The organism is Rhizobium sp. PEPV16, from assembly GCF_008919455.1.
Taxonomy (GTDB): domain Bacteria; phylum Pseudomonadota; class Alphaproteobacteria; order Rhizobiales; family Rhizobiaceae; genus Rhizobium; species Rhizobium leguminosarum_Q.
Genome location: NZ_VSZV01000325.1, coordinates 15,584 through 41,139, shown reverse-complemented (window position 1 = coordinate 41,139; position 25,556 = coordinate 15,584). Strand labels below are relative to the sequence as shown.

Below are 25,556 nucleotides of genomic sequence, written 5' to 3'. Positions count from 1 at the left end.
GAAAATAGTCATGGCTGAAGCTCCAGCGAAAAAGCTCACCGTTTCCGCAACGGAAGTGGCGGTCGAGATCGTCAACATGAACAAGTGGTACGGCGATTTCCACGTGCTGCGCGACATCAACCTGAAGGTCATGCGCGGCGAGCGCATCGTCATTGCCGGCCCGTCGGGCTCGGGCAAGTCAACGATGATCCGCTGCATCAACCGCCTGGAAGAGCATCAGAAAGGCAAGATCGTCGTCGACGGCACCGAGCTCACCAATGATCTGAAGAAGATCGACGAGGTGCGGCGCGAAGTCGGCATGGTGTTCCAGCACTTCAACCTCTTTCCGCATCTGACGATCCTGGAAAACTGCACGCTGGCGCCGATCTGGGTGCGCAAGATGCCGAAGAAGCAGGCCGAAGAAGTGGCCATGCACTTCCTGAAGCGGGTCAAGATCCCGGAGCAGGCCAACAAATATCCGGGCCAGCTCTCCGGCGGCCAGCAGCAGCGCGTGGCGATCGCCCGGTCGCTGTGCATGAACCCGAAGATCATGCTGTTCGACGAGCCGACCTCGGCGCTCGATCCCGAAATGATCAAGGAAGTGCTCGACACCATGGTCGGCCTTGCAGAGGAAGGCATGACCATGCTCTGCGTCACCCATGAAATGGGCTTTGCCCGCCAGGTCGCCAACCGCGTCATCTTCATGGACCAGGGCCAGATCGTCGAGCAGAACTCGCCGGCCGAGTTCTTCGACAATCCGCAGCACGAACGCACCAAGCTGTTCCTCAGCCAGATCCTGCACTAGATCGAAGCGTCCCTTGAATAAGACCCGCCGCGCCTTCCGGTTCGGCGGGTCTTTCACATTCAGCGGGAGGCTGTCGCCCGCAGCAGACTGCAGAGACCGGCAAGACCCGAATCACCGCCGGAGCCGGAGATATCGGCGCAACGGACGAGCATCTTGCGCTGCTCATTGACAGGCCTCGCCTGGAAGGCCTCCAGGGTGCGGATCTGGGATGCGCTGAGGCTGCGCTCAGCCGCGGGTCTATCGCTGCTGCCTGCCCCGTCTACCCTGCTGATGACGGGATTGGCGTCGACACCATTACCGCTGCCGACCGAGGCCGTGGCGTTGGCATCGAGCCCATCAAAACCGCCGGTGCGTGCATTGAGATCGGCATTGACGCCGCGCCCGCCCCCGATCCTGGCGTGGGCGTCTGCGTCGAGACCGTTGCCGCCGCCGACACTGGCATTGACATCGGCGTCGATGCCCCGGCCACTGCCGGCATTGGCGGTCGCATCGGCATTGACGCCACTCGAGCCGCCAACGGAAGCATCGGCATCGTCGCTGACGGCGTTGCCTGCATTCACCGACACACCGACATCGATCGCACGCGCATCGCTTGCCGGCATGGCAAGGAGGGCGCAGGTAGATGCGAAGACTGCAAGGGAGAGTCTATTGTGGTTATGGGTCATGTTTTCCTCCGTTTCCATTCCGCCGAACGATCTGCCCGGCAGTCGAAAATCGAGGAACGCGCGTACCTTCGATCGATCAGATCGCCTGCAACTACAGGACTCCATGGCAAGGCAACGTGAAGAGATGACGAATGTTTCACGACAGGGCGCGGCAAGTCGGTTCGGCGGCGTATAATGATGTTTCGCGGTTATTGAATTCCGAATTGCCCGACCGACTGTGCCAAAAGCGGGCATGTCTGATGACAGTCGGAGGGCCGTTGAAGTATTCCCTCCGTCGGCGCCAGCAATCTTCAGCCGGCGGCGAATAATCCGATGGCAGCTTTTCCTTATGATCGACACAGCTGTCGCGGGTATCGGCTTTTCCACCAGCGATTGAACATGCTAAAAATAACTCCCTTTCCGCCTGGATATATCAAGCGGGAAGTCCATGTTTCAGCATGTTCTCATCTGAGGGAACTGGAGGTTTAAAATGGGTATTTTCGACAAGATCAAACATGCAATCTTCGGAGAGGCGAAAGCAGCCGAACCCGTTGCTGCCGGCGCACCGAAGACAGAGCCTGCGCCACCGCCTGCCGCACCGTCGGCAGACCCCAGACCGGCGCCTGCGGCCCCTGCCCCGCAGAGCAAGCCAGTCCCCACGGCCACAGGCACAGCCACAGTCGATATCGTCCCGATCCTCGATGCGGCTGCGAAAAAGAGCGGTCAGAAACTCGATTGGCGCCGCTCGATCGTAGACCTGATGAAAGCCGTCGGGATGGATGCGAGCCTGACCGAACGCAAGGAACTAGCCGCTGAACTCGGCTATACCGGCGACACCAACGATTCCGCAAAAATGAACATGTGGCTGCACAAGGCACTGATGAAGCGGCTTTCGGAAAATGGCGGCAAAGTCCCGGCCGATCTCCTGGATTGATCGATGACGCATCGCTGCCGCTATTCTGTGGCGGCAGCGATGCGGGCAACGTCTCGGGCAGATGCGGACGCCGGAACAAGGCGTCCCTTGCCCGCAGGCGCTGGAACCAATAATGTTTGGCTCGATACTTCGATAATCGATCAGGGGAGAATTAAATCCGATGAGATTGATGGCAGTCGTTGGTGTTGCACTGAGCCTGGGCTGTATATCGGCCGCAGAATCTCCTTCAAACTATCAATCCTACAGCGGCATTCGGGTCGATACGGACCCGGTCCTCCTGGCTCGATACGACAAGGCACTCCAACGCTGCGTGCCGGAAGCAAGCTCATGGCGACGAGGCTCGCCGGACCCGCGAAGCCTGCATTACAACGCGGCTCTCAGAAATTGCCTCTATAGGCGCAGCTTCGTCGACAGAGGCGTCCACGCCTACCCCATCCCCCAGGTCTACTTCGATCATTTCCTGGATCGCTGAGAAGAGCCGCGCCCTTCAGAGGCCTGTCAAACAGAAACCCCGCCATTTTGGCGGGGCTGTCTTCAATCGCGATGCTGCAACCTCTGCATAGTTCCTTAAATCGGAAAAGACGCGCGGCTTTATAGTCAGCGTTTGCCGCCAGCTGGCGGCCGACCCTTGCCCGCCGGGCGATTGCCGCTTCCGGACGAGGTCTTGGCATCATTGCCCTGACCGAAGTTGGTGCCGCCGAGATGGCCACCGCCGCTGGTATTGGCAACCTGGCGCTGCGCTTTGCGCAACAGTGCCTCTGCATTGGTCTTGCTCATGAAATTCTCCTCAATGGCTGGAAAACCCAGCCGGAATGCCGCCGCTGACATCCGCGGTCAAAGACCGAAGGCATATCAGGCAGCGACGATGGGTGTGGGCGGAGGCTTGTGTCGATCAAAGAATTGCCTGCGTTCATGACGATCCCCCCTCAACCGGCATGACAATCACCCTCCGGCGGCTGCCGGACGGCGCAGAAATCGATTTTGAAAGGAAAGATCAGCTGGGACGCCAAGGCGCAACCAAGCTCGACAAGCAATTTCGATAGATGAATCAATATGACGGCAATGTGTTTAAAACAAGTTCCCGGCTTCCTGCCTGGAGAGGCGTTGCCGACTGCTTTTGCCGATTCATAGAGGATAATCATCCTGCAGCGCTGGTTGGAACACTTCTTGCAGAGTTACTAATATGTTTATGATGCAAGGACCAAATGTCATGAATCGGTACACATCGCATCAGTTTCCCGCACTGAGGATCCTCATGAGCGGCCAGGAAAAATACAGCGTCGTCAGGACCCTCGGCGACGCAGCCACCATGCTCATTTCCGAATGGCCCGGCGATGACGGCGAGGAATATGTCGTGGCGGTGAGGACATGCCTCGACGCCATCCGCGGCACCACGCCCCCAAATGCCGCACGGGAAGCGCTGATGAGAGCGGCTGATGAAGCCGGCATCCGCTACCTCTCGGTCGTTCACTGAGATCGCTCGAGCAGATTCCAGGGAAGAATTTGCGGAAAACGCTCGAGCAGTGCAAATTCGCCGCTCGAACAGATATGGGCACCGCGTTCCTGAGCTTTGGCGAATAACGGAACGACTGCCGAATTCGAGCCGGAGCCAGCTACTATGCCCTGCCAAAAGGACCAGAAGACATCGAAATCGAGCTCCGACCCTGTTACGGGCTGGATGGTTTCATCCGCGCGAAGAAAGCCACCGTGACGTTCCGTCCGGGTCGTCCTGCTGACGACAAACTAACCGCCGCAGCGGTCCCTTGAAGAAAGCTTGCTTCTCGACTTTGGTTCTGCCCAACTCATAGCCTGTCCTGGCGCTTCTCCCGTGACATCAGTTGGCTGGCGAATGCAGCGGAGAGCGCGTCGTCGGCATACTCAAACGTACCGGCTGTTTTGACCTCCATAGCGGCGCGCATCAACGCCCCCAGCGCGGCCCGCGCGAAAGAGCCGCCGACACTCACGCGGCGCACGCCGACGCTCGACAGTTCGGCAACAGAGTATTTTCGCCCTTTCAAACCCATGACCACGTTGACTGGCTTGTCCACGGCCGCGCAAATGGTTCTGATTGCCTCGATATCAGGCAAGCCGGGGGCGTAAAGCACATCTGCCCCAGCGGCCGAAAACGCCTGCAGCCGTTCGATGGTATCGTCCAGATCGGGTCTCTCCCAAAGATAGTTCTCCGCCCGCGCCGTGAGTAGGAAAGGCAGACCGCGTGCAGCCTCTGCTGCAGCATGGATGCGCTCGACGGCTTGCGACAGCTCGTAGATCGGGGCAGCAGAATTGCCTGTTGCGTCTTCGATCGATCCGCCGACAAGTCCGATTTCGCAGGCCAAGCGGATGGTTTCCGCACAGGTTTCTGGCGATGCACCGAAGCCATCTTCAAGATCAGCAGAGACAGGAAGATCGGCAGCGCCAACGATCTCGGCGGCGTTCTCAAGTACCTCATCCCGCCCAAGGCTCGCGAATGAATCCAACTTGCCTTTAGAAAAGGCGTAACCCGCGCTGGTGGTCGCGAGCGCCTCGAAGCCAAGGCTTGCGAGAAGACGAGCCGAACCGGCGTCCCATGGGTTGGGGATGACAAAGGCGCTGTCTCCCTGGTGAAGTGCCTTCAGTCGCTCGAACTTGGCCCATTGATCCATAAATGCCTCTTGCGGTCACTGAGGGTGAGAGTAGCACCATGGGAACGAAATATGAACAAGCTCACAAACTTGCTTCGGCGAGAATAGCGACAATGTCCGCTCGGGCCGCTGGACCAGACATGAGTCCGCACCAGAGGCCGAAACCAGCTGTTACCCATCTCTTCGGTACGGACACTTGAAATGGTGGCGACCCCTGCAGGAATCGAACCTGCGACAACCTGCTTAGAAGGCAGGTGCTCTATCCAGCTGAGCTAAGGGGCCGTCCGGCGGCCGCGTCTCACGAGCGCGACCGGATGCGGCATATCTGGACCAGAAATCTCAATGCGTCCAGGGCTGCGTGCGCGTATAGCGGAAATTGTCCGGATAGGCGACGACCTGGCGAACCGGATCCTTCGGTGCGATGACGCGGTATTCGATGCCGCTGCGCTGGGCGTAGGCTTCGGCGAGTTCCTGCGTTTCGAAGGTGAGCCTCACCTGCTGGCGCATATCACCCGAGGAAGTGTAGCCCATGATCGGATCGATCTTGCGCGCCGACTCCTGATCGTATTCAAGCACCCAGAGATGGGTCTTGGCCTTGCCGGACTGCATGGCGGTCTTGGCTGGACGATAGATCTTGGCAGACATGACTGCAGCGTCTCCGACTATGCGGGCAGCGCCCGCCTTTTATGGTCTCAATCCCGTTGCCGGCCCATTCTCGGGCCTTGGCATCATCGCTGAGGATAATGCCAAGAGATGAATTTTGCTTAGCCGCGAATCCCCGCTTTTTCAAGAAAAAAGGCGGTGTGCGACACGGCTGCCGACTCCGTTCGCATAACGGTCGACACCGCCTCCCTTTCAAATCCGGTGATTGCCGGCCGGATTTCGCAATATTTCCGCTTGTCTCACCTTGTGATCACAACCTGATTGCCGCTGCCTTCCCTCGGCACTAGTTTACGGCTCAATCAATTTCAGTGGATTTGCAGCTCATGATGAGACGTTCGGCGGAGTTCAATGCCATTGTGATAGGCGCTAGCATCACGGCGTTCTTCTACGTTGCCATCAGCTACGCCCAATATATCGGCCTGATCGCCCACGGCTAAGGGAGCCTTGTGCTGACGTACAATTGCGCCAGACAGACCGAACTTGTGCGCCTGGCAAGCAGGCTGGCGACCTATCAAGATTTTTCTGTCTTGCATCCACAGGTCTGGCGAGGAATCTTCGGTCAGAGCTGGATTTATGGGTTGCGACGGCGAAGTGAACCGTGTATCTCCCCTGCCATTCACGGCACGGAGTGTAGCGCAGCCTGGTAGCGCATCTGGTTTGGGACCAGAGGGTCGGGAGTTCGAATCTCTCCACTCCGACCATTCAATATCCCGATATTTTTGAATTCCTTGGCAGGTGCACCGCGGCACACGCCGTCACTTCGCCTTCTTCGTCGTCGTGGCGCTGACGATCCTGTCGCCCGGCTTGATTCCGAGTTTGGCGACGATGCCGGCGTTGAGTTCGACAACGTATTTCACCGCAACCATCGAATCGATGATGTCGCGCGAATAGGGCACTGCCTTTTCCTTGATATGGCGGATCGTGCCGGTGTGGTCGGCAAAAAGCATGTCGAGCGGCAGGATGGTGTTTACCATCCACATGGTGACGCGCCGCGGCTGGTCGAAATCGAAGATCATGCCGGCATCATCGGCCATCGTCCTGCGAAACATCAGTCCGCGGGCGCGCTGATCCGGGGTCGCGGCGATCTCGACGGTGAAATGCAGCACCTTGCCCGCAGCGGTCTGGATGAGCAGCGGCTCCTTGTCGAACCGCATCTCCTCGTCAGCGAACGCCGGTAGCGCAACCATGAAAAAAAGCGCCAGGATGGCGCTTCTGATAGCATCAAATAGGATTAGGCCGCGCATATTCAGTGCGACCGGCTGGCCGGGCTCGGAACGTCGGGATGGATCTCTGCGGCCATCAGGCCCTTTTCGCCGTCGCCGAAGCGGACGAGAACCACCTGGCCGGGGCGAAGCTCCGTCAGGCCGAAGCGGCGCAGCGTCTCCATGTGCACGAAGATATCTTCGGTGCCCTCGCCGCGCGTCAGGAAGCCGAAGCCCTTGGTGCGGTTGAACCACTTGACCAGCGCACGCTCGAGGCCGCTCGTCGCGGTAACCTGCACATGCGTGCGCACCGGCGGCAGCTGCGAGGGATGAACCGCGGTCGACTGGTCCATCGAGAGGATCTTGAAAGCCTGATAGCCGCGCTCACGGCGCTGGATGAGGGCGACGATGCGCGTTCCCTCGAGGATCGTCTGGTAACCGTCTCTGCGCAGGCAGGTCACGTGCAGGAGAACATCCTGCATGCCGTTGTCGGGCACGATGAAGCCGAAACCCTTGGCGACGTCGAACCACTTGACGACTCCGGTGATTTCAACAAGATCGACCGCCTCTCCTGATAGCTCGTCGAGATCGGAGTATTCGTTCGATGAAATCCTGTCAGCCATTGTCGCCAGCCCCTCGAATACGCGTCACACTGTTACGGTTAACTGATTCTTGAAATCAAGATTAACATCTTGGTAACGGATAAGCGCAAGTCCTAGTTTTCGGTTATTCCCAGGTGCACATTTTATAAAGATGACTTGCCCGAAGCTGACCTCGGCTCGCCGAAAAAAGCTAGCCCCAATAAAGGAGTAAATAGAATGCGTTATCTTCATACAATGGTGCGCGTCAAAGACCTCGACGCCTCACTCACCTTTTACACTACGCTTTTCGGGCTGGAGGAGATTCGCCGCCACGAAAATGAGAAGGGCCGTTTTACCCTGGTTTTCCTGGCTGCTCGCGACGATCTCGACCGTGCGCGCAGCGAAAAAGCTCCCTGCCTCGAGCTTACCTACAATTGGGACACGGAAGATTATAGCGGAGGTCGCAATTTCGGCCACCTCGCTTATGAGGTCGACGATATTTACGCCACCTGCCAAAATCTGATGGACAATGGCATCACCATCAACCGGCCGCCGCGCGACGGGAACATGGCCTTCGTGCGCTCGCCCGACGGCATCTCGATCGAAATCCTGCAGAAGGGCAGCCCGCTTCCGGCCGCCGAGCCCTGGGCCTCGATGGGCAATACCGGCGCCTGGTAAGGGTTTTCGCCGCAAGGCTTTTGCGAGGCTTGCGGCTTTTTCGATTTCGGGTCTGGCCGGCGCCTCGGCGCTTGCCGCGATCCGACGCCGCAGGCAATCTCCTGACGACTCGAAGCGGAAGAGAAGCGTGTTTCGCTTGTTTTTCGCATCAACTGGAGACTGTCGCTTGCGTAAGATGCAGATGCGGATGCCCGTGACGGGCGCGTTGCTGATCGCCACCTCGGTGCTGGCGCTGTCCGGCTGCGCGTCGGACAAGAAGGCGCTCGATTCGGCAGCGGTGGTTCCGGCTGTGCCGGCCGCAGCAGCACCGCAGCTCGCCACGGCAGCGCCTGCAAGCCCTGCCCCACGTTCGGTCTATACCGATCCTCGGCTCGTCAACGTCTCCGGCGTCCAGGCCGCGCCTCAGGTCGTGGCACAAGGTCCGAATGCAGCCGTCCCGCCCGCCGGCTCGGCAATGGCGGCGCCTGCCAATATTGGCGGGCTCGTCCTGCAGTCGACCGGGATCAACGCGCAGGCCATGAGCATCTTTTCCGATCACCAGCCGGCGCCGCAGAACAACAGCACGTCCACCGTCATTCAGCCGCAGGCCTATGTGCCGGCGGAAGGTGCAGCACCTGCGCGAAGCAGCGTCTACAGCCAGCCGCCCGTGCCCCAACAGCCGGCGGAGCCGGTGCTGCCGCAGCAATCCTCGCAGAATAGCAGCACGCAGCTAGCGCCCGTGCAAACGGCGTCGCTGGCGACGGGCAGCATTCCGACCTCGACGATGAACGCGCTCTACAGCGCGCCGAAGCAAAACCTGCTCGGCAGCCTCTCGGGCCTGCTGCACAAGGCGGCCCTGCCCGGCATGACGCGTATCGCGCCGAACGGGCTGCATCTCCAGAACGAAAAGGTCGAGGTTGGCTGCTTCAAGCCCGACCTGCTGAAAGTGATCAAGATGGTCGAAAGTCATTTCGGCCGGCCTGTTATCGTTACCTCCGGCTACCGTGACGAAGAGCATAACCGCCTCGTCGGCGGCGCCGACGAATCGATGCACAAGAGCTGCGAGGCCGCCGACATCCAGATCGACGGTGTGACGAAATGGGATATCGCCACCTATATCCGCTCGTTGCCGGACCGCGGCGGCGTCGGCACCTACTGCCACACGGATTCGGTTCACCTCGACACCGGCAAAACCCGCGACTGGAACTGGGGCTGCGGCGGCAAGCGCGCACCGATAACGACGGCGAGAGCGATCTGACGGCCGCGCGATTTCCGCATTACGTTACGGCAGCGCCGCCGCGTCTCGTCAAAGAAACAACCGGCAGCCTATTGATTCAGCTTCAATAATCGGCTTCACGAAGACAGTCGGATTTCCTGTCATTTTTTTGAAAGAAAACCGCAATTCCGCTTGCGGGATTCAAAACGCCTGACTATAAGGGCGCCACCACGAAGGAAGCGCCCTTCGTCTATCGGTTAGGACACCAGATTTTCATTCTGGGAAGAGGGGTTCGACTCCCCTAGGGCGTACCACTTTCTCTCGATATAGAAGCCAACACTTCCGCTTGCAGAAGCCGGCGCGCGCTTCTATTTTAACGTGGCTGGCTGCGCGCCCTTCGTCTATCGGTTAGGACGACAGATTCTCATTCTGTAAAGAGGGGTTCGACTCCCCTAGGGCGTACCATCAGGTTTGCGCAATCGCCCCTAAACCAGCCCGCTGGCTTATCTTCCCGGCTCCGTCACCTCACGATACAATGTTTTCCACAGCAGCGAAAAAATCGGCGAAAACGATGATTTTTTCGCGCCTTGGCGCTTGCGGCCTTCGAAGGTGCTGACTATAAGGGCGCCACCACGAAGGACGCGCCCTTCGTCTATCGGTTAGGACACCAGATTTTCATTCTGGGAAGAGGGGTTCGACTCCCCTAGGGCGTACCACTTTCTCTCCCTTGACACTTCACATCGTCAGCGCCTTGCGCGACCGTTCTATTTCGCCGGCGCAGCATCGCAGACGCGGAGCTGGATGCGGCGTGCGCCCTGGTAATGATCGGCACCGAGCGAACCGGCGACATGCAGGCTGGCGCCGCGCGAATTGATGAGAAGATTGCCGAGCGCCGTATCGGCGGCGCGGAAGGCGATGCCGTCAAGCCGCGATCCGTCCATGGCCTCCAGCGTCACCTTCACATGTTTCTCACCGACCAGGCGGGCGTCTCGCACCCTATGCGCCGGCACGGCAAAGAGCGGCTGTGCGTGGCCCGAACCATAGGGGCCGGCAGCCTCCAGGCGGTCGATGAGTTCGAGGGTGGCGCCGCTTGCGCCGATCGCACCGTCGATCTTCAGCGTTTCGTTGGCGACGAGGCTGGCCACCGTCCTCTCGGCCTTCTCCGTGAAGAAGGTTCTCAGCCTGCCGAGATTGGCGCGCTCGACCGTCAGCCCCGCGGCCATGGCGTGGCCGCCGCCTTTGACGAGCAGACCCTCGTCGACCGCAGCCCGAACCATCCTGCCCATGTCGAAGCCGTTGATCGAGCGGCCCGAGCCGGTGCCGCGGCCGGAAGGATCGAAGGCGATCGCGAAAGCGGGACGTTTGAATTTTTCCTTCAGCCGCGCCGCGATCAGCCCGACGATGCCGGGATGCCATTTCTCATGGGCGGTGACGATGACGGAGGCACCCTCGCCGTCGCCATATTCGGCAAGCGCCTCGGCTTCGGCCTCCTGCAGCATGATCGCCTCCATCGCCTGGCGCTCGCGGTTGAGCTCGTCCAGGCGCTGCGCGATCACATCCGCCTCGCCGGCGTCATCAAGCGTCAGCAGCCGGCTTCCGAGTGCCGCGTCGCCGATCCGCCCGCCGGCATTGATGCGCGGGCCGATCAGGAAGCCGAAATGATAGGGCGTCACCGGGCCGGCGAGCCCCGCCTTGCGGAAGAGTGCGGCAAGCCCGGCATTGCTCTGGTGGCGGGCAGCGACTAGCCCCTTCACCACATAGGCGCGGTTGAGGCCCTTCAGCGGCACGACATCGCAGACCGTCGCAAGAGCCACGATGTCAAGCCATTGCAGCAGGTCGAGCGCCAGGATGCGCTTATTGCCGGCCGCGCGCAGCAGCCGGAGCGTCGCGACCAGCACCATGAAGACGACGCCGGCGGCGCAAAGATGCCCCTGCCCCGAGAGATCGTCCTCGCGGTTCGGGTTGACCAGCGCATGGCAGGGCGGCAGCTCATGTGTCACCTGGTGGTGATCGATGACGACGACATCGATAGCGCGCGCGGCAGCGGCGGCCAGCGCCTCGTGGCTGGTGGAGCCGCAATCGACGGTGACGATCAGCTGGGCACCGTTATCGATCAACTGGGTGATCGCCGCCGGGTTGGGACCGTAACCTTCGAAGACGCGGTCGGGAATATAGATGGTCGCCTTGACGCCGAAATGGCTGAGAAAACGAAACATCAGCGCCGAGGAGGCGGCGCCGTCGACGTCGTAGTCGCCGAAGATCGCGACGCTCTCGCCGCGCTCGATGGCGCGCAGGAGGCGGGCCGCGGCATTTTCGCAATCGGTCAGCCTATGGGGATCTGGCATCAGGCTGCGGATCGTCGGATCGAGGAATTCGATCGCCTCGTCTACCGTCACGCCGCGCCCGGCAAGCACCCGGGCGATCAGATCCGGCAGTCCGTGGATTTGCGACATGGCCAGGGCGCGGTTCTGCCCGGCCTGGTCCAGCCGTGCGACCCAGCGATTGTCGAGCGCGGATTTCTCCACGCCGAGAAATGCGCGCTGTACCGGGTCGACGAGATCTGCCATGCCACACTCCGCTGACTTCATCTGCTCTTTCTACAGGAGCAGCGGAGATAACATAGCGATGGATTTGCAGACACGGATTTTTACCAAAGCATGTCGCGCAAAACAAAAGTGTGCAGCGATTTTGCGAAAACGACATGCGTAAAAATAAAGACCTAAAGCGCGAGAGCGAATCTGAAAGATCACGACACGCTTTAGAATACCGCCCAGACGATCAGGGCGATGCCGGCCAGTTGCACCAGGATAACGGAGAAGAGGGTAAGAAGAATGGCCCAGTTACGGCCTTCCGGGCTTTCGTCGTCGTCATAGGCCTCATTCGAGGCCTCGTCCGAGGGGTGGTCACGAGCCTCATCACGGTTCGTCTCGGGAACGTCCTCAAACACACCAGAATGGTCGGGAGGTTCCTCTTCCGGGCGACCATACCCCTTCCCGGCATGGCTGTCCTTGTTCACGAAATTCTCCAAAGCCGGCGACTCCCTCTCCCGGCTTATTTATATCAATGTTTCGGTATCTGTTAATATAAGTTTTCGTGAGAGCGGCTAAACAGGCAATAATAAAACCCGCCCTGCGTGCACAGAGCGGGTCAGCTATCCCGGATTGTGGCAAAAAAAGAGGTCAGCCTTCCTCTTTCGGCCGCTCGATGCGAATCACCTGCGGCTCGCCGAAGAGGTAACCTTCCGACTTGATCGAGGCGACTGCCTTGCGCACCGACTCTTCCATCGTCGCATGGGTGACGAGAATGATCGTCTGGTGGTGCGATGGCGCCAGATGCTGCTTGGAGCGCTGGACGATCGATTCCAGCGAGATGTTGTTTTCGGCCATGCGGGTTGCGACGCTGGCAAAGACGCCGGTGCGGTCGAGCACGGTCAGGCGGATGAAATAGCCGCCCTCGTGGCTCTGCATCTGCGCTTTGCGGTAGGGTTCCAGCGTCGCCGCGGGATGGCCGAGCACCGGCACGCGCTGGGCGCCCGGCTGGCTCTTGGCGATATCGGCGATATCGCCGAGCACCGACGAGGCCGTGGCATTGCCGCCGGCGCCAGGGCCGACCATCAGCAGTTCGCCGAGCACGTCGGATTCGATCGCCACCGCATTGGTGACGCCGTCGACCTGGGCGATGACCGAATCGACCGGCACCATTGTGGGATGGACGCGCTGCTCGATGCCGGTATCGGTGCGCTGGGCAACGCCCAAGAGCTTGATGCGATAACCGAGTTCGGCAGCGGCGTGGATATCCTCGATCGAGATGTTGGTGATGCCTTCGAGGTAGATGTCGTCGGCCGCGATCTGATTGCCGAAGGCGAGCGTCGTCAGGATGGAAAGCTTGTGGGCCGTGTCGTTGCCCTCGATATCGAAGGCCGGATCGGCCTCGGCATAACCCAGCCGCTGCGCCTCCTTCAGGCATTCGGCGAAGGAAAGCCCCTCCTTCTCCATCTTGGTCAGGATATAATTGCAGGTGCCGTTCATGATGCCATAGATGCGCGAGACGGAATTGCCCGTCAGCGATTCACGCAGCGCCTTGATGACCGGGATGCCGCCGGCGACCGCCGCCTCGAAGTTCAGCAGCGACCCCTTCTCCTCGGCGATCGTTGCAAGCTCGACGCCGTGATAGGCAAGCAGCGCCTTGTTGGCTGTCACCACATGGAGACCACGCTGGAGTGCCGTACGCACCGAGACGTTGGCCGCCCCTTCGGTGCCGCCCATCAGCTCGACGAAGACGTCGATATCGCCCTTTTCGGCAAGCTCCTCCGGCCGGTCGAACCAGGTAACAGCGGAAAGATCGATGCCGCGGTCCCTTGCCTTGTCACGGGCCGAGACGGCCGTGATGGTGATCGGACGCCCGCAGGTGACGGCAAGCTCGTTGCTTTTCTGCTGAATGATGCGGACAAGCGAGGCGCCAACGGTGCCCAAGCCCGCAATGCCGATTTTGAGGGCATCTGCCATGGATCGATCCTGAAATGTCTGTGTGGTGGCAGCCGCATGACGCGGCTGCCCAATGGTTGGATTAGCGGTGTGCGTTCAGCGAGATGACGTTGTGCATCGTCTCGTCTGCCGTCGACATGAACTTTTTGATGTTGCGCGCAGCCTGGCGGATGCGGTGTTCGTTTTCGACAAGCGCCAGACGGACGTAGTCGTCGCCCATTTCGCCGAAGCCGATGCCCGGGGCAACGGCGACGTCGGCCTTCTCGACCAGCAGCTTGGAGAATTCCAGCGAACCGAGATGACGGAACTTTTCCGGGATCTTCGCCCAGGCGAACATCGTCGCAGCCGGCGGCGGCACGTCGAACCCGGCCTTGCCGAAGCTTTCGACCATGACGTCGCGGCGGCGCTTATAGACGTTGCGGACTTCCGCAATGTCGGAGCCATCGCCGTTCAGCGCATGCGTCGCCGCCACCTGGATCGGCGTGAAGGCGCCGTAGTCGAGATAGGACTTGACGCGGGTGAGCGCCGCGATCAGCCGCTCGTTGCCGACGGCAAAGCCCATGCGCCAGCCGGGCATGGAAAAGGTCTTCGACATCGAGGTGAACTCGACGGTCACGTCCATTGCACCCGGCACTTCGAGAACCGACGGCGGCGGGGAGCCGTCGAAGTAGATTTCCGAATAGGCGAGGTCGGAAAGCACGATGATGTCGTGCTTTTTCGCAAAGGCGATGACGTCCTTGTAGAAATCGAGCGTCGCGACAAAAGCCGTCGGGTTCGAGGGATAGTTGAGGATCAGCGCCAAGGGCTTCGGGATCGAATGCCGGACCGCCCGTTCCAGCGGCTCGAAGAAGCTCGCATCCGGCTCCACCGACATGGAACGGATCACGCCGCCCGCCATCAGGAAGCCGAAGGCGTGGATCGGATAGGTGGGGTTCGGGCAGAGGATCACGTCGCCCGGCGCGGTGATTGCCTGCGCCATGTTGGCGAAGCCTTCCTTGGAGCCCAAGGTGGCGACCACCTGGGTATCCGGGTTGAGCTTGACGCCGAAACGGCGGGCATAATAGGCGGCCTGGGCGCGGCGCAGGCCCGGAATGCCCTTGGAAGAGGAATAGCGGTGCGTGCGCGGATCCTGCACGACCTCGCACAGCTTGTCGACGATCGACTGGGGAGTGGGAAGGTCGGGGTTTCCCATGCCGAGATCGATGATATCGGCGCCGCCCGCTCGCGCGCTTGCCTTCAAACGGTTGACCTGTTCGAAAACATAAGGCGGCAAACGCCGGACTTTGTGAAACTCTTCCATCTCATTCCCCATGGAAAGGCGGCATTTCGGGCCGCAGTCGAAGTTCGTTCCGTCTCCCGGCGGCTGCGACACGAACTTCAGAATCGCAACGCCGTATTCATCAGACCCAAGCGACGCGGCGAATCTTTGACGGAAAGGCCGCGTAACGCGCTTTATCGGGAAAATTGTATCTTCCGATCCTTGCCGAAGGCTTTGCGTCCAAATTGCCTGAAAGGCAAGGTCTATTTGGAGATTTCAGACAGCGTATCCGTGCCGTGCTCGGCGGCGAGACGCCGCATTTCGGCGACCTTGGCCTGATATTCGGCTTCCGAGATCGCGCCTGCCTTGCGCCGGGCGGCCAGAGCCGTCAGCTGATGCTGCAGTTCGGCCGCCTGCTCGTCGCTCATCTGGACATTGGCGGCGGTCAGCGGCGCGCCGAAATTCGGATAGCCGTCCGGGTATTTTGCAAGGCCGCCCTCGGCCGCATCGCCCTTGGTGGCCGGCATGACGACGGCGGTTGGCGCCGCTCGCTTGGCGGCGGCTGCGGCTTTTTGTTCCGCCGTCAGATTGCATCCGGCAAGAGCCATCGCCGCCGCGGCGCAGATCAGTGCGGTGCGGTTGAAGGTTGCGATGCGCCGAATGCCGTTCTTCGTCATGCCTCAAAAATCCAGTTTTGACTGCTTCGACTGTTAAATTTGTCGCAGCCACAAAGCAATAGCATGAGCCGATGCGGGTGGAACTTGTTTTCTCGTTCGATCACGATGTACAACGAATGGATAAAAAGAGTGGTGCTGCCGCCGGAGGAAATGGTGACCGACAGCAAGCAGGAGAATGGCGGCCAAAAGAATGGCGAAAAGGCCGGCTTCGACGCGACCGATCTCGATCCCTATCTGCTGAAGGATCCTGAGGCCATGGCGATGAATTTCGCTCGGGCGCTCGAAAATCTCGGACAAGCAGCATCTGCCTGGCTTGCGCCGCGCGAACGCGGCGAGATCAGCGAAAGCGCCGCCGATCCGATGACCGACATGGTCAAGACGCTTTCCAAGGTCACCGAATACTGGATTTCCGATCCGCGCCGCACCTTCGAGGCACAGACGCAGCTGATGTCCTCGTTCTTCGGCATCTGGATGCGCTCGATGCAGCGCATGCAAGGCACGCGCGGCATGCAGGGCGATCCCACGCCTCCCGAGCCGGACACCCGCAAGGACAAGCGTTTCTCGGACGAGGACTGGGAGAAGAATCCGTTCTTCGATTTTCTTCGCCAGGTCTATTTCGTCACGACCGACTGGGTAGAAAAGATGGTGTCGGAGACCGAGGGCCTCGACGAGCACACCAAACACAAGGCCGGCTTCTACGTGAAGCAGATTACGGCGGCACTTTCGCCGACCAACTTCATTGTCACCAATCCGCAGCTCTACCGCGAGACGATCGCGACCAGCGGCGCCAATCTGGTGCGCGGGATGAAGATGCTGGCCGAGGATATCGCTGCCGGACATGGCGACCTTCGCCTTCGCCAGACCGACATGACAAAATTCGCCGTCGGCCGCGATATGGCGCTGACGCCCGGCAAGGTGATCGCCCAGAACGACATCTGCCAGATCATCCAGTACGAGGCTTCGACCGAAACGGTACTGAAGCGGCCGCTTTTGATCTGCCCGCCCTGGATCAACAAGTTCTATATTCTCGACCTCAACCCGCAAAAATCCTTCATCAAATGGTGCGTCGACCAGGGTCAGACGGTCTTCGTCATTTCCTGGGTCAACCCGGATGCGCGCCACGCCGATAAGGACTGGGCGGCCTATGCCCGCGAGGGCATCGATTTCGCGCTGGCAACGGTCGAGAAGGCGACCGGCGAGAAGGACGTCAACGCCGTCGGCTACTGCGTCGGCGGCACGCTGCTTGCGGCAACACTGGCACTGCATGCCAAGGAGAAGAACAAGCGCATCAAGACCGCCACACTCTTCACCACCCAGGTCGACTTCACCCATGCCGGCGACCTCAAAATCTTCGTCGACGAGGAGCAGCTTGAAGCGCTCGAAGAGCATATGCAGGCGGCCGGCTATCTCGATGGCACGAAGATGTCGATGGCCTTCAACATGCTGCGCGCCTCCGAGCTGATCTGGCCTTATTTCGTCAACAACTACCTCAAGGGTCAGGATCCCCTGCCCTTCGACCTGTTGTTCTGGAACGCCGATTCGACCCGCATGGCGGCGGCAAATCATGCCTTCTACCTGCGCAATTGCTATCTCAAGAATGCGCTGACGCAGAACGAGATGATCCTCGACGGCAAGTCCGTGTCGCTGAAGGACGTCAAGATCCCGATCTATAATCTCGCCACCCGTGAGGATCACATCGCCCCTGCCAAGTCCGTCTTCCTCGGCAGCCGGTTCTTCGGCGGCAAGGTGGAGTTCGTCGTGACCGGCTCGGGACATATCGCCGGCGTGGTCAATCCGCCTGACAGGAAGAAATATCAATTCTGGACGGGCGGCCCCGCCAAGGGAGACTACGAGACCTGGCTCGAACAGGCGACGGAGACCCCAGGCTCATGGTGGCCGCATTGGCAGGCCTGGATCGAGACGCATGACGGCAGACGCGTGCCGGCGCGCAAACCCGGTGGCGATGCGTTGAACGCCATCGAGGAAGCGCCCGGAAGTTATGTGATGGAGCGCGCCTGAGAGCCCAAACACATCTCTTTTTGAGGCCGCGTAAACAAATTAGAAACCATAATTCGTCATCCTTGCGAGACAGCCGGACGTCGTGGGTGGTCTAAATTCGGCCCATTTGCGCCTGTACCGGCCCCGGCGAAGTGTAGTCAGTCAGTGCCGCCGGCCTGCGTAGCGAGTTTGAAAGACGAGTGTAGTATGGCGTGTGCGGTCGGGACGTTCGATGACGTCACCCCTCTTGGCGGATCTGCTTTCCGTTGGCGCAGATCTCGCGGTTTCCTTTACGGTGTTGTCGGCGCCGGATTTCTGACCTCCACCTGGCTGATCGCGACCTTCGCGACGATGCACTCGATAGCCGCTCCCTATTCTCCGCCGGATCGCCTGGCACAGGTGGCGGCTGCGCCGAAGGTGGCGCCTTCACCGCGCCATGAGAGGCTGATCCATGTCGGCAAGGCTGACCGGCTGACAGCCTTCGATGCGAAGCCGAAGGTCCCGCTGACGGCGAACCTCATTCAATCCCATGCCGAAAAGACCGCCGCCGCTGCAACGGCGCTTGCGGTTCTTGCCAAAAACAATCGGCTCGCCATGGCTGCCGAACAGCCGGTCGTGGCGGCGATCTCCGACAGCGCCAAATTCCGCAAGGACGATGTGATTGCGGCGGCGGCGGTCGAGCTCGCCTCGGCAGAGACGGAAGAAGACGACGGCGACCGGATCATCGTTCCCTCGAAAGAAGCCGTCGCCGCAGCCGAACTCCCGACCCTGCTGGCACTTGCCGATGCAGGATCCCGGCAACTCGCGCCGGCTCCGGTCGAGCCAACCGCATCTCCCCTCAAAACGGCCTCCATTCCCGCATCGGAGCCAGCTCCGGTGGTCGTCGCCGCCGCGGAAGACGCGCCACCCTTCGATCTCGTGCTGGCGCCGAACGAGGATTCGGTGCCGCTGCCGATGGCGCGTCCTGACGGACTCGTCGGCAAACCGACACCGCTCTCCAAGGGGTCTGAGCGCTCTGGCGAGCCTGTGCTTGCCTACGCCCAGCCGAACGCGCCGATCGAGGATGACGAGGACGATGCAGTACCGCGCTACGACAAGCCGGTCTTCTCGCCGAAGCTGCGCGCAGGCGTGGCGATCTACGACATCGAGAACAGCACCGTCTATCTGCCGAACGGCGAGCGGCTCGAGGCCCATTCCGGGCTCGGCAAGATGCGCGACAAGCCGCGTTTCGCCAACAAGAAGATGCACGGACCGACGCCGCCGCACACCTATGTTCTTACCATGCGCGAGAGCCTTTTCCACGGCGTCGAGGCGCTGCGGCTGACACCGATCGAGGGTTCGGACGCCATCTATGACCGTGTCGGCCTGCTTGCCCACACCTACATGCTCGGCAAGAACGGCGATTCCAACGGCTGCGTCTCCTTCAAGGATTACCGCCGCTTCCTCGCCGCCTACAAACGCGGCGACATCAAGCAGCTCGTCGTGGTGCCGCGGCTGAACAATAAACCGTCTTCGACGCTTGCCTCGCTGTTTTCGCGGCGCAGCTGAGGATTGGAGAGCGCACCGCCGCTTGCCCGGCATCGGACGCTACTTCAGCCAGGCTGCGATTCGCTCCACCGCCTCGGCGATCTCCGCTTGCGAGCCCGCGTAGGACAGACGCAGCGTTCGATTTCCCTCCAGCGGATCGAAATCGAGACCGGGCGTGGCGGCGACGTCGATTTCCGCGAGCATGCGCTTGGCAAAGCCCATGCTGTCATTGGTGAAGCGGGTGACGTCGAGATAGGCGTAGAAGGCCCCGTCCATGGGCGAGGCAATCGATAACCCGATCTGCGGCAGTCGCCGCATCAGCAAGTCGCGGTTGCCGGCGTAACTGGCCTTGTAACGATCGAGCTCGGCGCCGGCGCTGAGAGCGGCCGTGGCGGCAATCTGGGAGAGCTCGGGCGGGGATATATAGAGGCTCTGCGCCACCCGCTCGATCGGCCGAACCAGGCGTTCCGGCAGTACCATCCAGCCGATTCGCCAGCCGGTCATGCAATAATACTTAGAAAAAGAGTTGATGACGATCGCCTCGTCGGTCAGTTCCAGCGCGCTCGCCTCCTCGCCGGCGAAGGTCAGCCCGTGGTAGATTTCATCGGAGATGAAGGCGATGGAATGGGCCGCGCAGTAATCCGAAAGCGCCTTCAGCCCCTCGCGGCCGGTCACCGTACCGGTCGGGTTGGCGGGGCTTGCGAGCAGCACGCCTTTCAGCGTGATGCCGCTTTCCTTCTGCGCCGCTTCGAGGCTTTGCGGCGTCAGGGTGAAGTGGGTCTCGGCCGTTACCGGCACTTCGAGAACCTTCAGACCCAGCGCGCCGAGGATATTGCGATAGGCGGGATAACCGGGTCTTGCGATCGCCACCGCATCGCCGGCATCGAAGAGCGACAGGAAGGCGAGATTGAAGCCGGCCGAGGAACCTGTGGTGATGGCGATGCGCTTGGGATCGATCTCCAGGCAGTGGCGATCCTTGTAGTGCCAGGCAAGCGCCGATTTCAGCCGTGCCGTCCCCAGCGCATCGGTATAACCGATCCGGCCTTCGGCAAGGGCTGCGCGCGCTGCTTCGAGGGCCGCCTGAGGCGCCGGATGCGAGGGCTGGCCAACCGCCATCGAGATGACGGGATGGCCGGCCGCACGCCGCTTCGTCGCCTCCGCCAGGACGTCCATGGCGTGAAAAGGCTCGACTTCGCTGCGTTTCGATATGGAAAACAAGATCGTTTCTCGCTCAGCTTCTGCGTCACGGCCCGACAATTGCCGCATTAATCGGCTCATCACAATCCCGCGAGGGCCGCGCGGGACGAAAAATTCTGGTTTGAGCAGAACCGAACGCACCGTACCTTGACGCGACGCATTCAAGTCCATAACCCGGCGACGGGTCTTCTCGATGAAGAGACGACCATATCGCCGATGACGAGGATATCATGGCATTCTTCCCGAAGACCTTCACCGCACTGGCGCTTGCCGCATCGATCGCCCTTCCGCTTCCGGCGGCAGCGCTCGACGACCAGCAGAAGAAGGAGTTCGGCGAATTCATCAAGCAATACCTGCTCGATAACCCCGAGATCATGCTCGAAGTCCAGGATGCGCTGCAGAAGAAGCAGGAAGCCCAGCGGTCGGTGAAGGCCAATATGGCGATCGAAGAGAACAGCACCGACATCTTCGAATCGAAGAACGACGTCACGCTCGGCAATCCCAAGGGCGATGTCACTGTCGTCGAATTCTTCGATTATAATTGCAGCTATTGCCGCCATGCGCTTCCCGACATGCAGGCGATGCTGAAGAAGGACAAGAACGTCCGTTTCGTCCTCAAGGAATTCCCGATCCTCGGACCGGATTCTGTCGCCGCCCACAAGGTGGCCGACGCCTTCCGCAAGCTCGCACCGGAGAAATATGCCGATTTCCACGTCGCCCTTCTCGGCACCGAAGGCCGCGCCTCTGACGAAACAGCGGTCGCGGTCGCAGCTTCGCTCGGCGTCAGCGAGGACAAGATCCGCGCCGAGATGGCAAAGAGCCCGAATGACGGGATCGTCCAGGCGACCTACCAGCTCGCCTCCAGTCTCGGCATCAGCGGCACGCCCTCCTATGTGATCGGCAACGAACTGGTGCCGGGCGCCGTCGGGCTCGACGATCTCGAAGCCAAGGTCAAGAACATGCGCAGCTGCGGCAAGACCGCCTGCTGAGCAATCAACCGCCGAACGATAGCCCATCAAATCGCCAAAATCGAAGTGTTTCAACCATGTGGACAAATGTGGCACGATTGCCGCTGGGCAATCCGTAAGGGCTTTCATTCAGCCTTCGCGGAGTCTATAGGTTGCCGTCGTACATTTTACGGAACATTCGATGACGCAAACGATTTTTGTCCTGAACGGCCCCAACCTGAACATGCTGGGCAAACGAGAGCCTGGCATTTATGGCGGCAAGACGCTCAAGGACATCGAGGCGGACTGCAAGGCTGCAGGCCGCGAACTCGGCTTCGATATCGACTTCCGTCAGAGCAACCACGAAGGCACGCTCGTCGACTGGTTCCATGAGGCCGACGAAAAGGCCGTCGGCGTTGCCATCAATGCAGGCGCCTATACGCATACATCGGTCGCGCTGCATGATGCGATCCGCGCGATTTCCATTCCCGTCGTCGAGCTCCACATATCCAACGTGCATGCACGGGAAGAATTCCGCCACAAGTCGATGATCGCGCCGGCATGCAAAGGCGTGATCTGCGGCTTCGGGCCTCATAGCTACATCCTGGCGCTCCACGCGCTGAAGAACATCACGGCATAAGAAGAAGACAGGGCAACACCATGGCTGAAAAGAAATCGGGTATCGACCAGGCACTGATCCGCGATCTCGCCAATATACTGAACGAAACGGATCTGACGGAGATCGAGGTCGAGCAGGACGACCTGCGCATCCGCGTTTCGCGCGCCGGCACGCCGCAATATGTCCAGGCGCCGATCGCAGCACCTGGTTATGCCGCGCCCGCAGCCGCCGCTGCGGCAGCCGTTGCCGCGCCTGCCGCAGCGCCCAGCCGCAATCCGGCCAATGTCGTCAATGCACCGATGGTGGGCACCGTCTACATGGCGCCGGCACCGGGTGCGCGTCCGTTCATCGAAGTCGGCGCGACCGTCAAGGAAGGCCAGACGCTGATCATCATCGAAGCGATGAAGACGATGAACCAGATCCCCTCGCCGAAGTCAGGCAAGGTGACTGAGATCCTCGTCGATGACGGACACCCCGTCGAGTACGGCCAAGCCCTCGTCGTCATCGAATAGGCCGATGCCCATGATTTCGAAAATCCTCATCGCCAATCGCGGGGAAATCGCCCTTCGCGTGCTTCGGGCTTGCAAGGAGCTCGGCATCGCCTGCGTGGTGGTTCATTCGACCGCCGACGCCGATGCCATGCATGTGCGTCTTGCCGACGAAAGTGTCTGCATCGGCCCGCCCTCCTCGCGCGAGAGCTATCTCAACATCCACCAGATCGTTGCCGCCTGCGAGATCACCGGTGCCGACGCCGTGCATCCGGGTTACGGCTTTCTGTCGGAGAATGCCAAGTTCGCCGACATCCTCGAAGCCCATGGCATCACCTTCATCGGGCCGACGGCGGACCATATCCGCATCATGGGCGACAAGATCACCGCCAAGACGACGGCGCTGGAACTCGGCATCCCCGTCGTTCCGGGCTCGGACGGCGAAGTGAAGACCGAAGAGGATGCGCTGAAGACGGCGGCTGAAATCGGCTATCCCGTGCTGATCAAGGCCACGGCCGGCGGCGGCGGACGCGGCATGAAGGTCGCCAAAAGCGAGGCCGACCTGATCGAGGCCTGGTCGACGGCCCGCACGGAAGCGGCAGCCGCCTTCGGTAACGATGCCGTCTACATGGAAAAATATCTCGGCAAGCCACGCCACATCGAAATCCAGGTGTTCGGTGACGGCGAAGGCAATGCAATCCATCTCGGCGAGCGCGACTGCTCGCTGCAGCGGCGCCATCAGAAGGTCTGGGAAGAGGCGAATTCGCCGGCACTCAACGTCGAGCAGCGCATGAAGATCGGCCAGGTCTGCGCCGACGCCATGAAGAAGCTGAAATATCGCGGCGCCGGCACGATCGAATTCCTCTACGAAAACGGCGAGTTCTATTTCATCGAAATGAACACCCGCCTGCAGGTGGAGCATCCGATCACCGAAGCGATCACCGGCATCGATCTCGTGCACGAGCAGATCCGCGTCGCTTCCGGCGGCGGTCTCTCGGTGACGCAGGACGAAGTGCATTTTTCCGGTCACGCCATCGAGTGCCGTATCAATGCCGAGCACCCGCGCACCTTCGTGCCTTCGCCCGGTACGATCACGCATTTCCACGCGCCGGGCGGCCTCGGCGTGCGCATCGATTCCGGTGCCTATCAGGGCTACAAGATCCCGCCCTATTACGACAGCCTCATCGGCAAGCTGATCGTGCACGGCCGTACCCGCGTCGAATGCATGATGCGCCTGCGCCGGGCGCTCGACGAATTCGTCGTCGACGGCATCAATACGACGCTGCCGCTGTTCCAGGATCTCGTCTCCAACCAGGATATCGCCAACGGCGATTACGATATCCACTGGCTGGAAGACTACCTCGCCAACACACCGGCGGCATAGGACCGGAATGGCAGGATCGCGCAGGAAGTCACCAGGCATAACCCCTGACATTCTCCTGCGCGCCTATTCCATCGGCCTCTTCCCGATGGCCGAATCCGCCGACGACCCGGAGATCTTCTGGGTCGAACCGGAACTGCGTGGCGTGCTGCCGCTCGACCATTTCCACGTATCGAAAAGCCTTGCCAAGGCAGTACGCAAGAAACCCTTCGAGATCCGTTTCGATCACGCTTTCGATCAGGTCATTGCTGCCTGTGCGGAGGAGACATCCGGGCGCCCGAGCACCTGGATCAACAGGACGATCCGATCGCTCTACTCGACGCTCTTCGACATGGGCCATGCCCATACCGTCGAAGCCTGGGAGGGCAATGAGCTGGTCGGCGGCCTCTACGGCGTCTCGCTCGGCTCGGCCTTCTTCGGCGAAAGCATGTTTTCGCGCCGGACAGATGCCTCGAAGATCTGCCTCGTGCATCTGGTCGACCGGCTGCGGGAAAGGGGCTTCACCCTGCTCGACACGCAGTTCACCACCGAGCACCTGAAGACGTTCGGAGCGATCGACGTTCCGAAGGCCGATTATGCCGCGATGCTTGCCGCGGCGATGGAATCGCCGCATCTGGCGTTCTGAGGATCGTTTTCAGAGTAAAATCCAGCAGACAACATCGCCCCATGCCACACGCCGGGTTGAGGAAGATGCCGCAGACCAGCAAAGACGCAGTTACTTCGCCTTGGCGCCGTCAGGCGCCGGGACATCCGAACTTGCCTTGCATTCTTTCAGCCAGACGTCGTAGATCGGGTGCTCGACAGCGTTGAGGCCGGGGCTGGCGGCGAACATCCAGCCGGTGAAGATGCGGCGGATCTTGCGGTCGAGGGTGATCTCGTCGACCTCGACGAAACCGTCGATCTTCTGTGCTTCCGACTGGTCGCGCGAATAACAGGCCTTCGGTGTCACCTGCAGCGCACCGAACTGGACCGTCTCGTTGACATAGACGTCGAAGGTCGTGATGCGGCCGGTGATCTTGTCGAGGCCGGAAAAGACGGCAACCGGATTTTCGATGCGTGCGGCATGTGCCGCAACTGGTGGAAGCAGGGCCGAGAGCGCCAGCAGCGATCCGGCGGCACGCAGGACCATGTTCCGCGTGAAGAGCTTCATATGTACCCGTCTCCAGACATTTTCAGTTCACAGCCGCGGTCAAGCGCGGCCAACCTGCGGGTAAAGGTCAATTGTGGCCAAAAGCCGGGTCTTGGGATCGCCCGGTCGAGCCGTCTCAGTTGCCTGGCGTCCAGGCGTCGTAATCGCCGGTGACGCGCGGACGCTCGCCCGGAACGGCGATGGAACCCGGCGGACGATAGGCCTGCGGCGAACCGGTATGGTTGGGCCGGTGCGGCTTCTGCCAATCTTTGGCGACATAGGTCTCCTTGGACGGGGGAACATCGGTGCGATGATGCATCCAGCCATGCCAGCCCGGCGGAATGGCGGAGGCTTCGGCATAACCCTTGTAGATCACCCAACGCTTCGGCAGACCGTAGGAGGACATGCCGCCTTCGTAGTAGACGTTGCCGAATTCATCCTCGCCGACGCGCTTGCCAAATCGCCAGGTCGCAAAACGCGTGCCCATCGTCTGACCGTTCCACCAGGTAAAGGTCTGAACCAGAAGATTCCACATGTCTTTTCCTTGTG

The 25,556-nt window shown here is 60.7% G+C and carries 27 protein-coding genes and 5 tRNA genes; 17 read left to right on the top strand and 15 right to left on the bottom strand.

Annotation, left to right across the window (positions count from 1 at the left end; genetic code table 11):
* Window positions 1-10 precede the first annotated feature (10 nt).
* A complete protein-coding gene (locus tag FY112_RS21725) occupies window positions 11-784 on the top strand; it encodes an amino acid ABC transporter ATP-binding protein (RefSeq protein ID WP_012757299.1) in 774 nt (257 codons plus the stop codon).
* 59 nt (window positions 785-843) lie between these two features.
* On the opposite strand, the gene FY112_RS21720 is transcribed toward FY112_RS21725, so the two are convergent.
* A complete protein-coding gene (locus FY112_RS21720) occupies window positions 844-1,449 on the bottom strand; it encodes a hypothetical protein (protein ID WP_151519261.1) in 606 nt (201 codons plus the stop codon).
* A gap of 469 nt (window positions 1,450-1,918) precedes the next feature.
* Here FY112_RS21720 and FY112_RS21710 point away from each other — a divergent pair, with 469 nt between their 5' ends.
* The gene (locus tag FY112_RS21710; protein ID WP_151519260.1) at window positions 1,919-2,362 is read left to right on the top strand and encodes a DUF3597 domain-containing protein; all 444 of its coding nucleotides are present in this window, start codon (window positions 1,919-1,921) and stop codon (window positions 2,360-2,362) included.
* 160 nt (window positions 2,363-2,522) lie between these two features.
* A complete protein-coding gene (locus FY112_RS21705) occupies window positions 2,523-2,834 on the top strand; it encodes a hypothetical protein (protein WP_027665990.1) in 312 nt (103 codons plus the stop codon).
* Between the two features lie 125 nt (window positions 2,835-2,959).
* On the opposite strand, the gene FY112_RS21700 is transcribed toward FY112_RS21705, so the two are convergent.
* Window positions 2,960-3,139, bottom strand: coding sequence for a hypothetical protein (locus FY112_RS21700; RefSeq protein WP_003559012.1), 180 nt, complete (start codon window positions 3,137-3,139; stop codon window positions 2,960-2,962).
* Between the two features lie 406 nt (window positions 3,140-3,545).
* On the opposite strand from FY112_RS21700, the gene FY112_RS21695 reads away from it, so the two are divergent.
* The gene (locus tag FY112_RS21695) at window positions 3,546-3,836 is read left to right on the top strand and encodes a DUF982 domain-containing protein (RefSeq protein ID WP_062943664.1); all 291 of its coding nucleotides are present in this window, start codon (window positions 3,546-3,548) and stop codon (window positions 3,834-3,836) included.
* Window positions 3,837-4,164: 328 nt separating this feature from the next.
* On the opposite strand, the gene FY112_RS21690 is transcribed toward FY112_RS21695, so the two are convergent.
* The 3 genes from FY112_RS21690 to FY112_RS21680 form a co-directional block, all read right to left on the bottom strand.
* Window positions 4,165-5,004 (bottom strand): isocitrate lyase/phosphoenolpyruvate mutase family protein, encoded by an 840-nt coding sequence (locus tag FY112_RS21690; RefSeq protein WP_151519259.1) that lies wholly within the window; start codon window positions 5,002-5,004, stop codon window positions 4,165-4,167.
* Window positions 5,005-5,188: 184 nt separating this feature from the next.
* A tRNA-Arg gene (locus FY112_RS21685) sits at window positions 5,189-5,265 on the bottom strand.
* A gap of 57 nt (window positions 5,266-5,322) precedes the next feature.
* Window positions 5,323-5,628 carry an ETC complex I subunit gene (locus tag FY112_RS21680; protein WP_131629416.1) on the bottom strand — a complete coding sequence of 102 codons (306 nt, stop codon included), beginning with the start codon at window positions 5,626-5,628 and terminating at the stop codon, window positions 5,323-5,325.
* A 642-nt stretch (window positions 5,629-6,270) separates the two neighbouring features.
* Between FY112_RS21680 and FY112_RS21675 the strand changes: the two genes are divergently transcribed.
* Window positions 6,271-6,347: transfer RNA gene (locus FY112_RS21675), tRNA-Pro, on the top strand.
* 54 nt (window positions 6,348-6,401) lie between these two features.
* On the opposite strand, the gene FY112_RS21670 is transcribed toward FY112_RS21675, so the two are convergent.
* Complete coding sequence (locus tag FY112_RS21670) at window positions 6,402-6,890, bottom strand: DUF192 domain-containing protein (RefSeq protein ID WP_151519258.1); 489 nt, start codon at window positions 6,888-6,890, stop codon at window positions 6,402-6,404.
* A 2-nt stretch (window positions 6,891-6,892) separates the two neighbouring features.
* Window positions 6,893-7,471: a cold-shock protein gene (locus FY112_RS21665; RefSeq protein WP_012757289.1), complete on the bottom strand. Its 579-nt coding sequence runs from the start codon at window positions 7,469-7,471 to the stop codon at window positions 6,893-6,895.
* A gap of 195 nt (window positions 7,472-7,666) precedes the next feature.
* Between FY112_RS21665 and gloA the strand changes: the two genes are divergently transcribed.
* The 5 genes from gloA (at window position 7,667) to FY112_RS21640 (ending at window position 10,018) form a co-directional block, all read left to right on the top strand.
* The gene (gloA, locus tag FY112_RS21660; RefSeq protein WP_012757288.1) at window positions 7,667-8,107 is read left to right on the top strand and encodes a lactoylglutathione lyase; all 441 of its coding nucleotides are present in this window, start codon (window positions 7,667-7,669) and stop codon (window positions 8,105-8,107) included.
* Between the two features lie 166 nt (window positions 8,108-8,273).
* Window positions 8,274-9,344, top strand: coding sequence for a D-Ala-D-Ala carboxypeptidase family metallohydrolase (locus tag FY112_RS21655; RefSeq protein WP_151519257.1), 1,071 nt, complete (start codon window positions 8,274-8,276; stop codon window positions 9,342-9,344).
* A gap of 197 nt (window positions 9,345-9,541) precedes the next feature.
* Window positions 9,542-9,616: transfer RNA gene (locus tag FY112_RS21650), tRNA-Glu, on the top strand.
* 76 nt (window positions 9,617-9,692) lie between these two features.
* A tRNA-Glu gene (locus FY112_RS21645) sits at window positions 9,693-9,767 on the top strand.
* A 176-nt stretch (window positions 9,768-9,943) separates the two neighbouring features.
* Window positions 9,944-10,018: transfer RNA gene (locus FY112_RS21640), tRNA-Glu, on the top strand.
* Between the two features lie 48 nt (window positions 10,019-10,066).
* Here the strand turns inward: FY112_RS21640 and recJ are convergent.
* The 5 genes from recJ to FY112_RS21615 all read right to left on the bottom strand — a co-directional run bounded on the left by recJ (window position 10,067) and on the right by FY112_RS21615 (window position 15,721).
* Window positions 10,067-11,869 carry a single-stranded-DNA-specific exonuclease RecJ gene (gene recJ / locus FY112_RS21635; RefSeq protein ID WP_151519256.1) on the bottom strand — a complete coding sequence of 601 codons (1,803 nt, stop codon included), beginning with the start codon at window positions 11,867-11,869 and terminating at the stop codon, window positions 10,067-10,069.
* 191 nt (window positions 11,870-12,060) lie between these two features.
* Window positions 12,061-12,318, bottom strand: a complete 258-nt coding sequence (locus FY112_RS21630; RefSeq protein WP_151519255.1) for a hypothetical protein — start codon at window positions 12,316-12,318, stop codon at window positions 12,061-12,063.
* Between the two features lie 163 nt (window positions 12,319-12,481).
* Window positions 12,482-13,807: a homoserine dehydrogenase gene (locus tag FY112_RS21625; RefSeq protein ID WP_151519254.1), complete on the bottom strand. Its 1,326-nt coding sequence runs from the start codon at window positions 13,805-13,807 to the stop codon at window positions 12,482-12,484.
* 61 nt (window positions 13,808-13,868) lie between these two features.
* A complete protein-coding gene (locus FY112_RS21620; protein ID WP_027684874.1) occupies window positions 13,869-15,086 on the bottom strand; it encodes an LL-diaminopimelate aminotransferase in 1,218 nt (405 codons plus the stop codon).
* Window positions 15,087-15,307: 221 nt separating this feature from the next.
* Window positions 15,308-15,721, bottom strand: a complete 414-nt coding sequence (locus tag FY112_RS21615; protein WP_151519253.1) for an SHOCT domain-containing protein — start codon at window positions 15,719-15,721, stop codon at window positions 15,308-15,310.
* 150 nt (window positions 15,722-15,871) lie between these two features.
* Here FY112_RS21615 and phaC point away from each other — a divergent pair, with 150 nt between their 5' ends.
* Together phaC and FY112_RS21605 are read left to right on the top strand one after the other, a co-directional pair.
* Window positions 15,872-17,740, top strand: coding sequence for a class I poly(R)-hydroxyalkanoic acid synthase (gene phaC / locus FY112_RS21610; protein WP_246700725.1), 1,869 nt, complete (start codon window positions 15,872-15,874; stop codon window positions 17,738-17,740).
* 186 nt (window positions 17,741-17,926) lie between these two features.
* A complete protein-coding gene (locus FY112_RS21605; RefSeq protein ID WP_151519252.1) occupies window positions 17,927-19,267 on the top strand; it encodes a DUF2778 domain-containing protein in 1,341 nt (446 codons plus the stop codon).
* A gap of 39 nt (window positions 19,268-19,306) precedes the next feature.
* On the opposite strand, the gene FY112_RS21600 is transcribed toward FY112_RS21605, so the two are convergent.
* A complete protein-coding gene (locus FY112_RS21600) occupies window positions 19,307-20,464 on the bottom strand; it encodes an aminotransferase class I/II-fold pyridoxal phosphate-dependent enzyme (RefSeq protein WP_151519251.1) in 1,158 nt (385 codons plus the stop codon).
* Window positions 20,465-20,673: 209 nt separating this feature from the next.
* On the opposite strand from FY112_RS21600, the gene FY112_RS21595 reads away from it, so the two are divergent.
* The 5 genes from FY112_RS21595 (at window position 20,674) to aat (ending at window position 24,503) form a co-directional block, all read left to right on the top strand.
* A complete protein-coding gene (locus tag FY112_RS21595) occupies window positions 20,674-21,432 on the top strand; it encodes a DsbA family protein (protein ID WP_151519250.1) in 759 nt (252 codons plus the stop codon).
* Between the two features lie 160 nt (window positions 21,433-21,592).
* A complete protein-coding gene (aroQ, locus tag FY112_RS21590) occupies window positions 21,593-22,030 on the top strand; it encodes a type II 3-dehydroquinate dehydratase (RefSeq protein WP_085742420.1) in 438 nt (145 codons plus the stop codon).
* 20 nt (window positions 22,031-22,050) lie between these two features.
* Entirely contained in the window at window positions 22,051-22,521 is a 471-nt protein-coding gene (gene accB / locus FY112_RS21585; RefSeq protein ID WP_017960236.1) for an acetyl-CoA carboxylase biotin carboxyl carrier protein, read from the top strand.
* A 4-nt stretch (window positions 22,522-22,525) separates the two neighbouring features.
* Window positions 22,526-23,881, top strand: coding sequence for an acetyl-CoA carboxylase biotin carboxylase subunit (accC, locus tag FY112_RS21580; protein WP_017960235.1), 1,356 nt, complete (start codon window positions 22,526-22,528; stop codon window positions 23,879-23,881).
* A gap of 7 nt (window positions 23,882-23,888) precedes the next feature.
* Window positions 23,889-24,503, top strand: coding sequence for a leucyl/phenylalanyl-tRNA--protein transferase (aat, locus tag FY112_RS21575; protein WP_151519249.1), 615 nt, complete (start codon window positions 23,889-23,891; stop codon window positions 24,501-24,503).
* 90 nt (window positions 24,504-24,593) lie between these two features.
* On the opposite strand, the gene FY112_RS21570 is transcribed toward aat, so the two are convergent.
* Both FY112_RS21570 and FY112_RS21565 read right to left on the bottom strand, forming a co-directional pair.
* The gene (locus FY112_RS21570; protein WP_077981141.1) at window positions 24,594-25,028 is read right to left on the bottom strand and encodes a DUF2155 domain-containing protein; all 435 of its coding nucleotides are present in this window, start codon (window positions 25,026-25,028) and stop codon (window positions 24,594-24,596) included.
* 115 nt (window positions 25,029-25,143) lie between these two features.
* The gene (locus tag FY112_RS21565; RefSeq protein ID WP_131663908.1) at window positions 25,144-25,542 is read right to left on the bottom strand and encodes an NADH:ubiquinone oxidoreductase subunit NDUFA12; all 399 of its coding nucleotides are present in this window, start codon (window positions 25,540-25,542) and stop codon (window positions 25,144-25,146) included.
* Window positions 25,543-25,556: the final 14 nt, after the last annotated feature.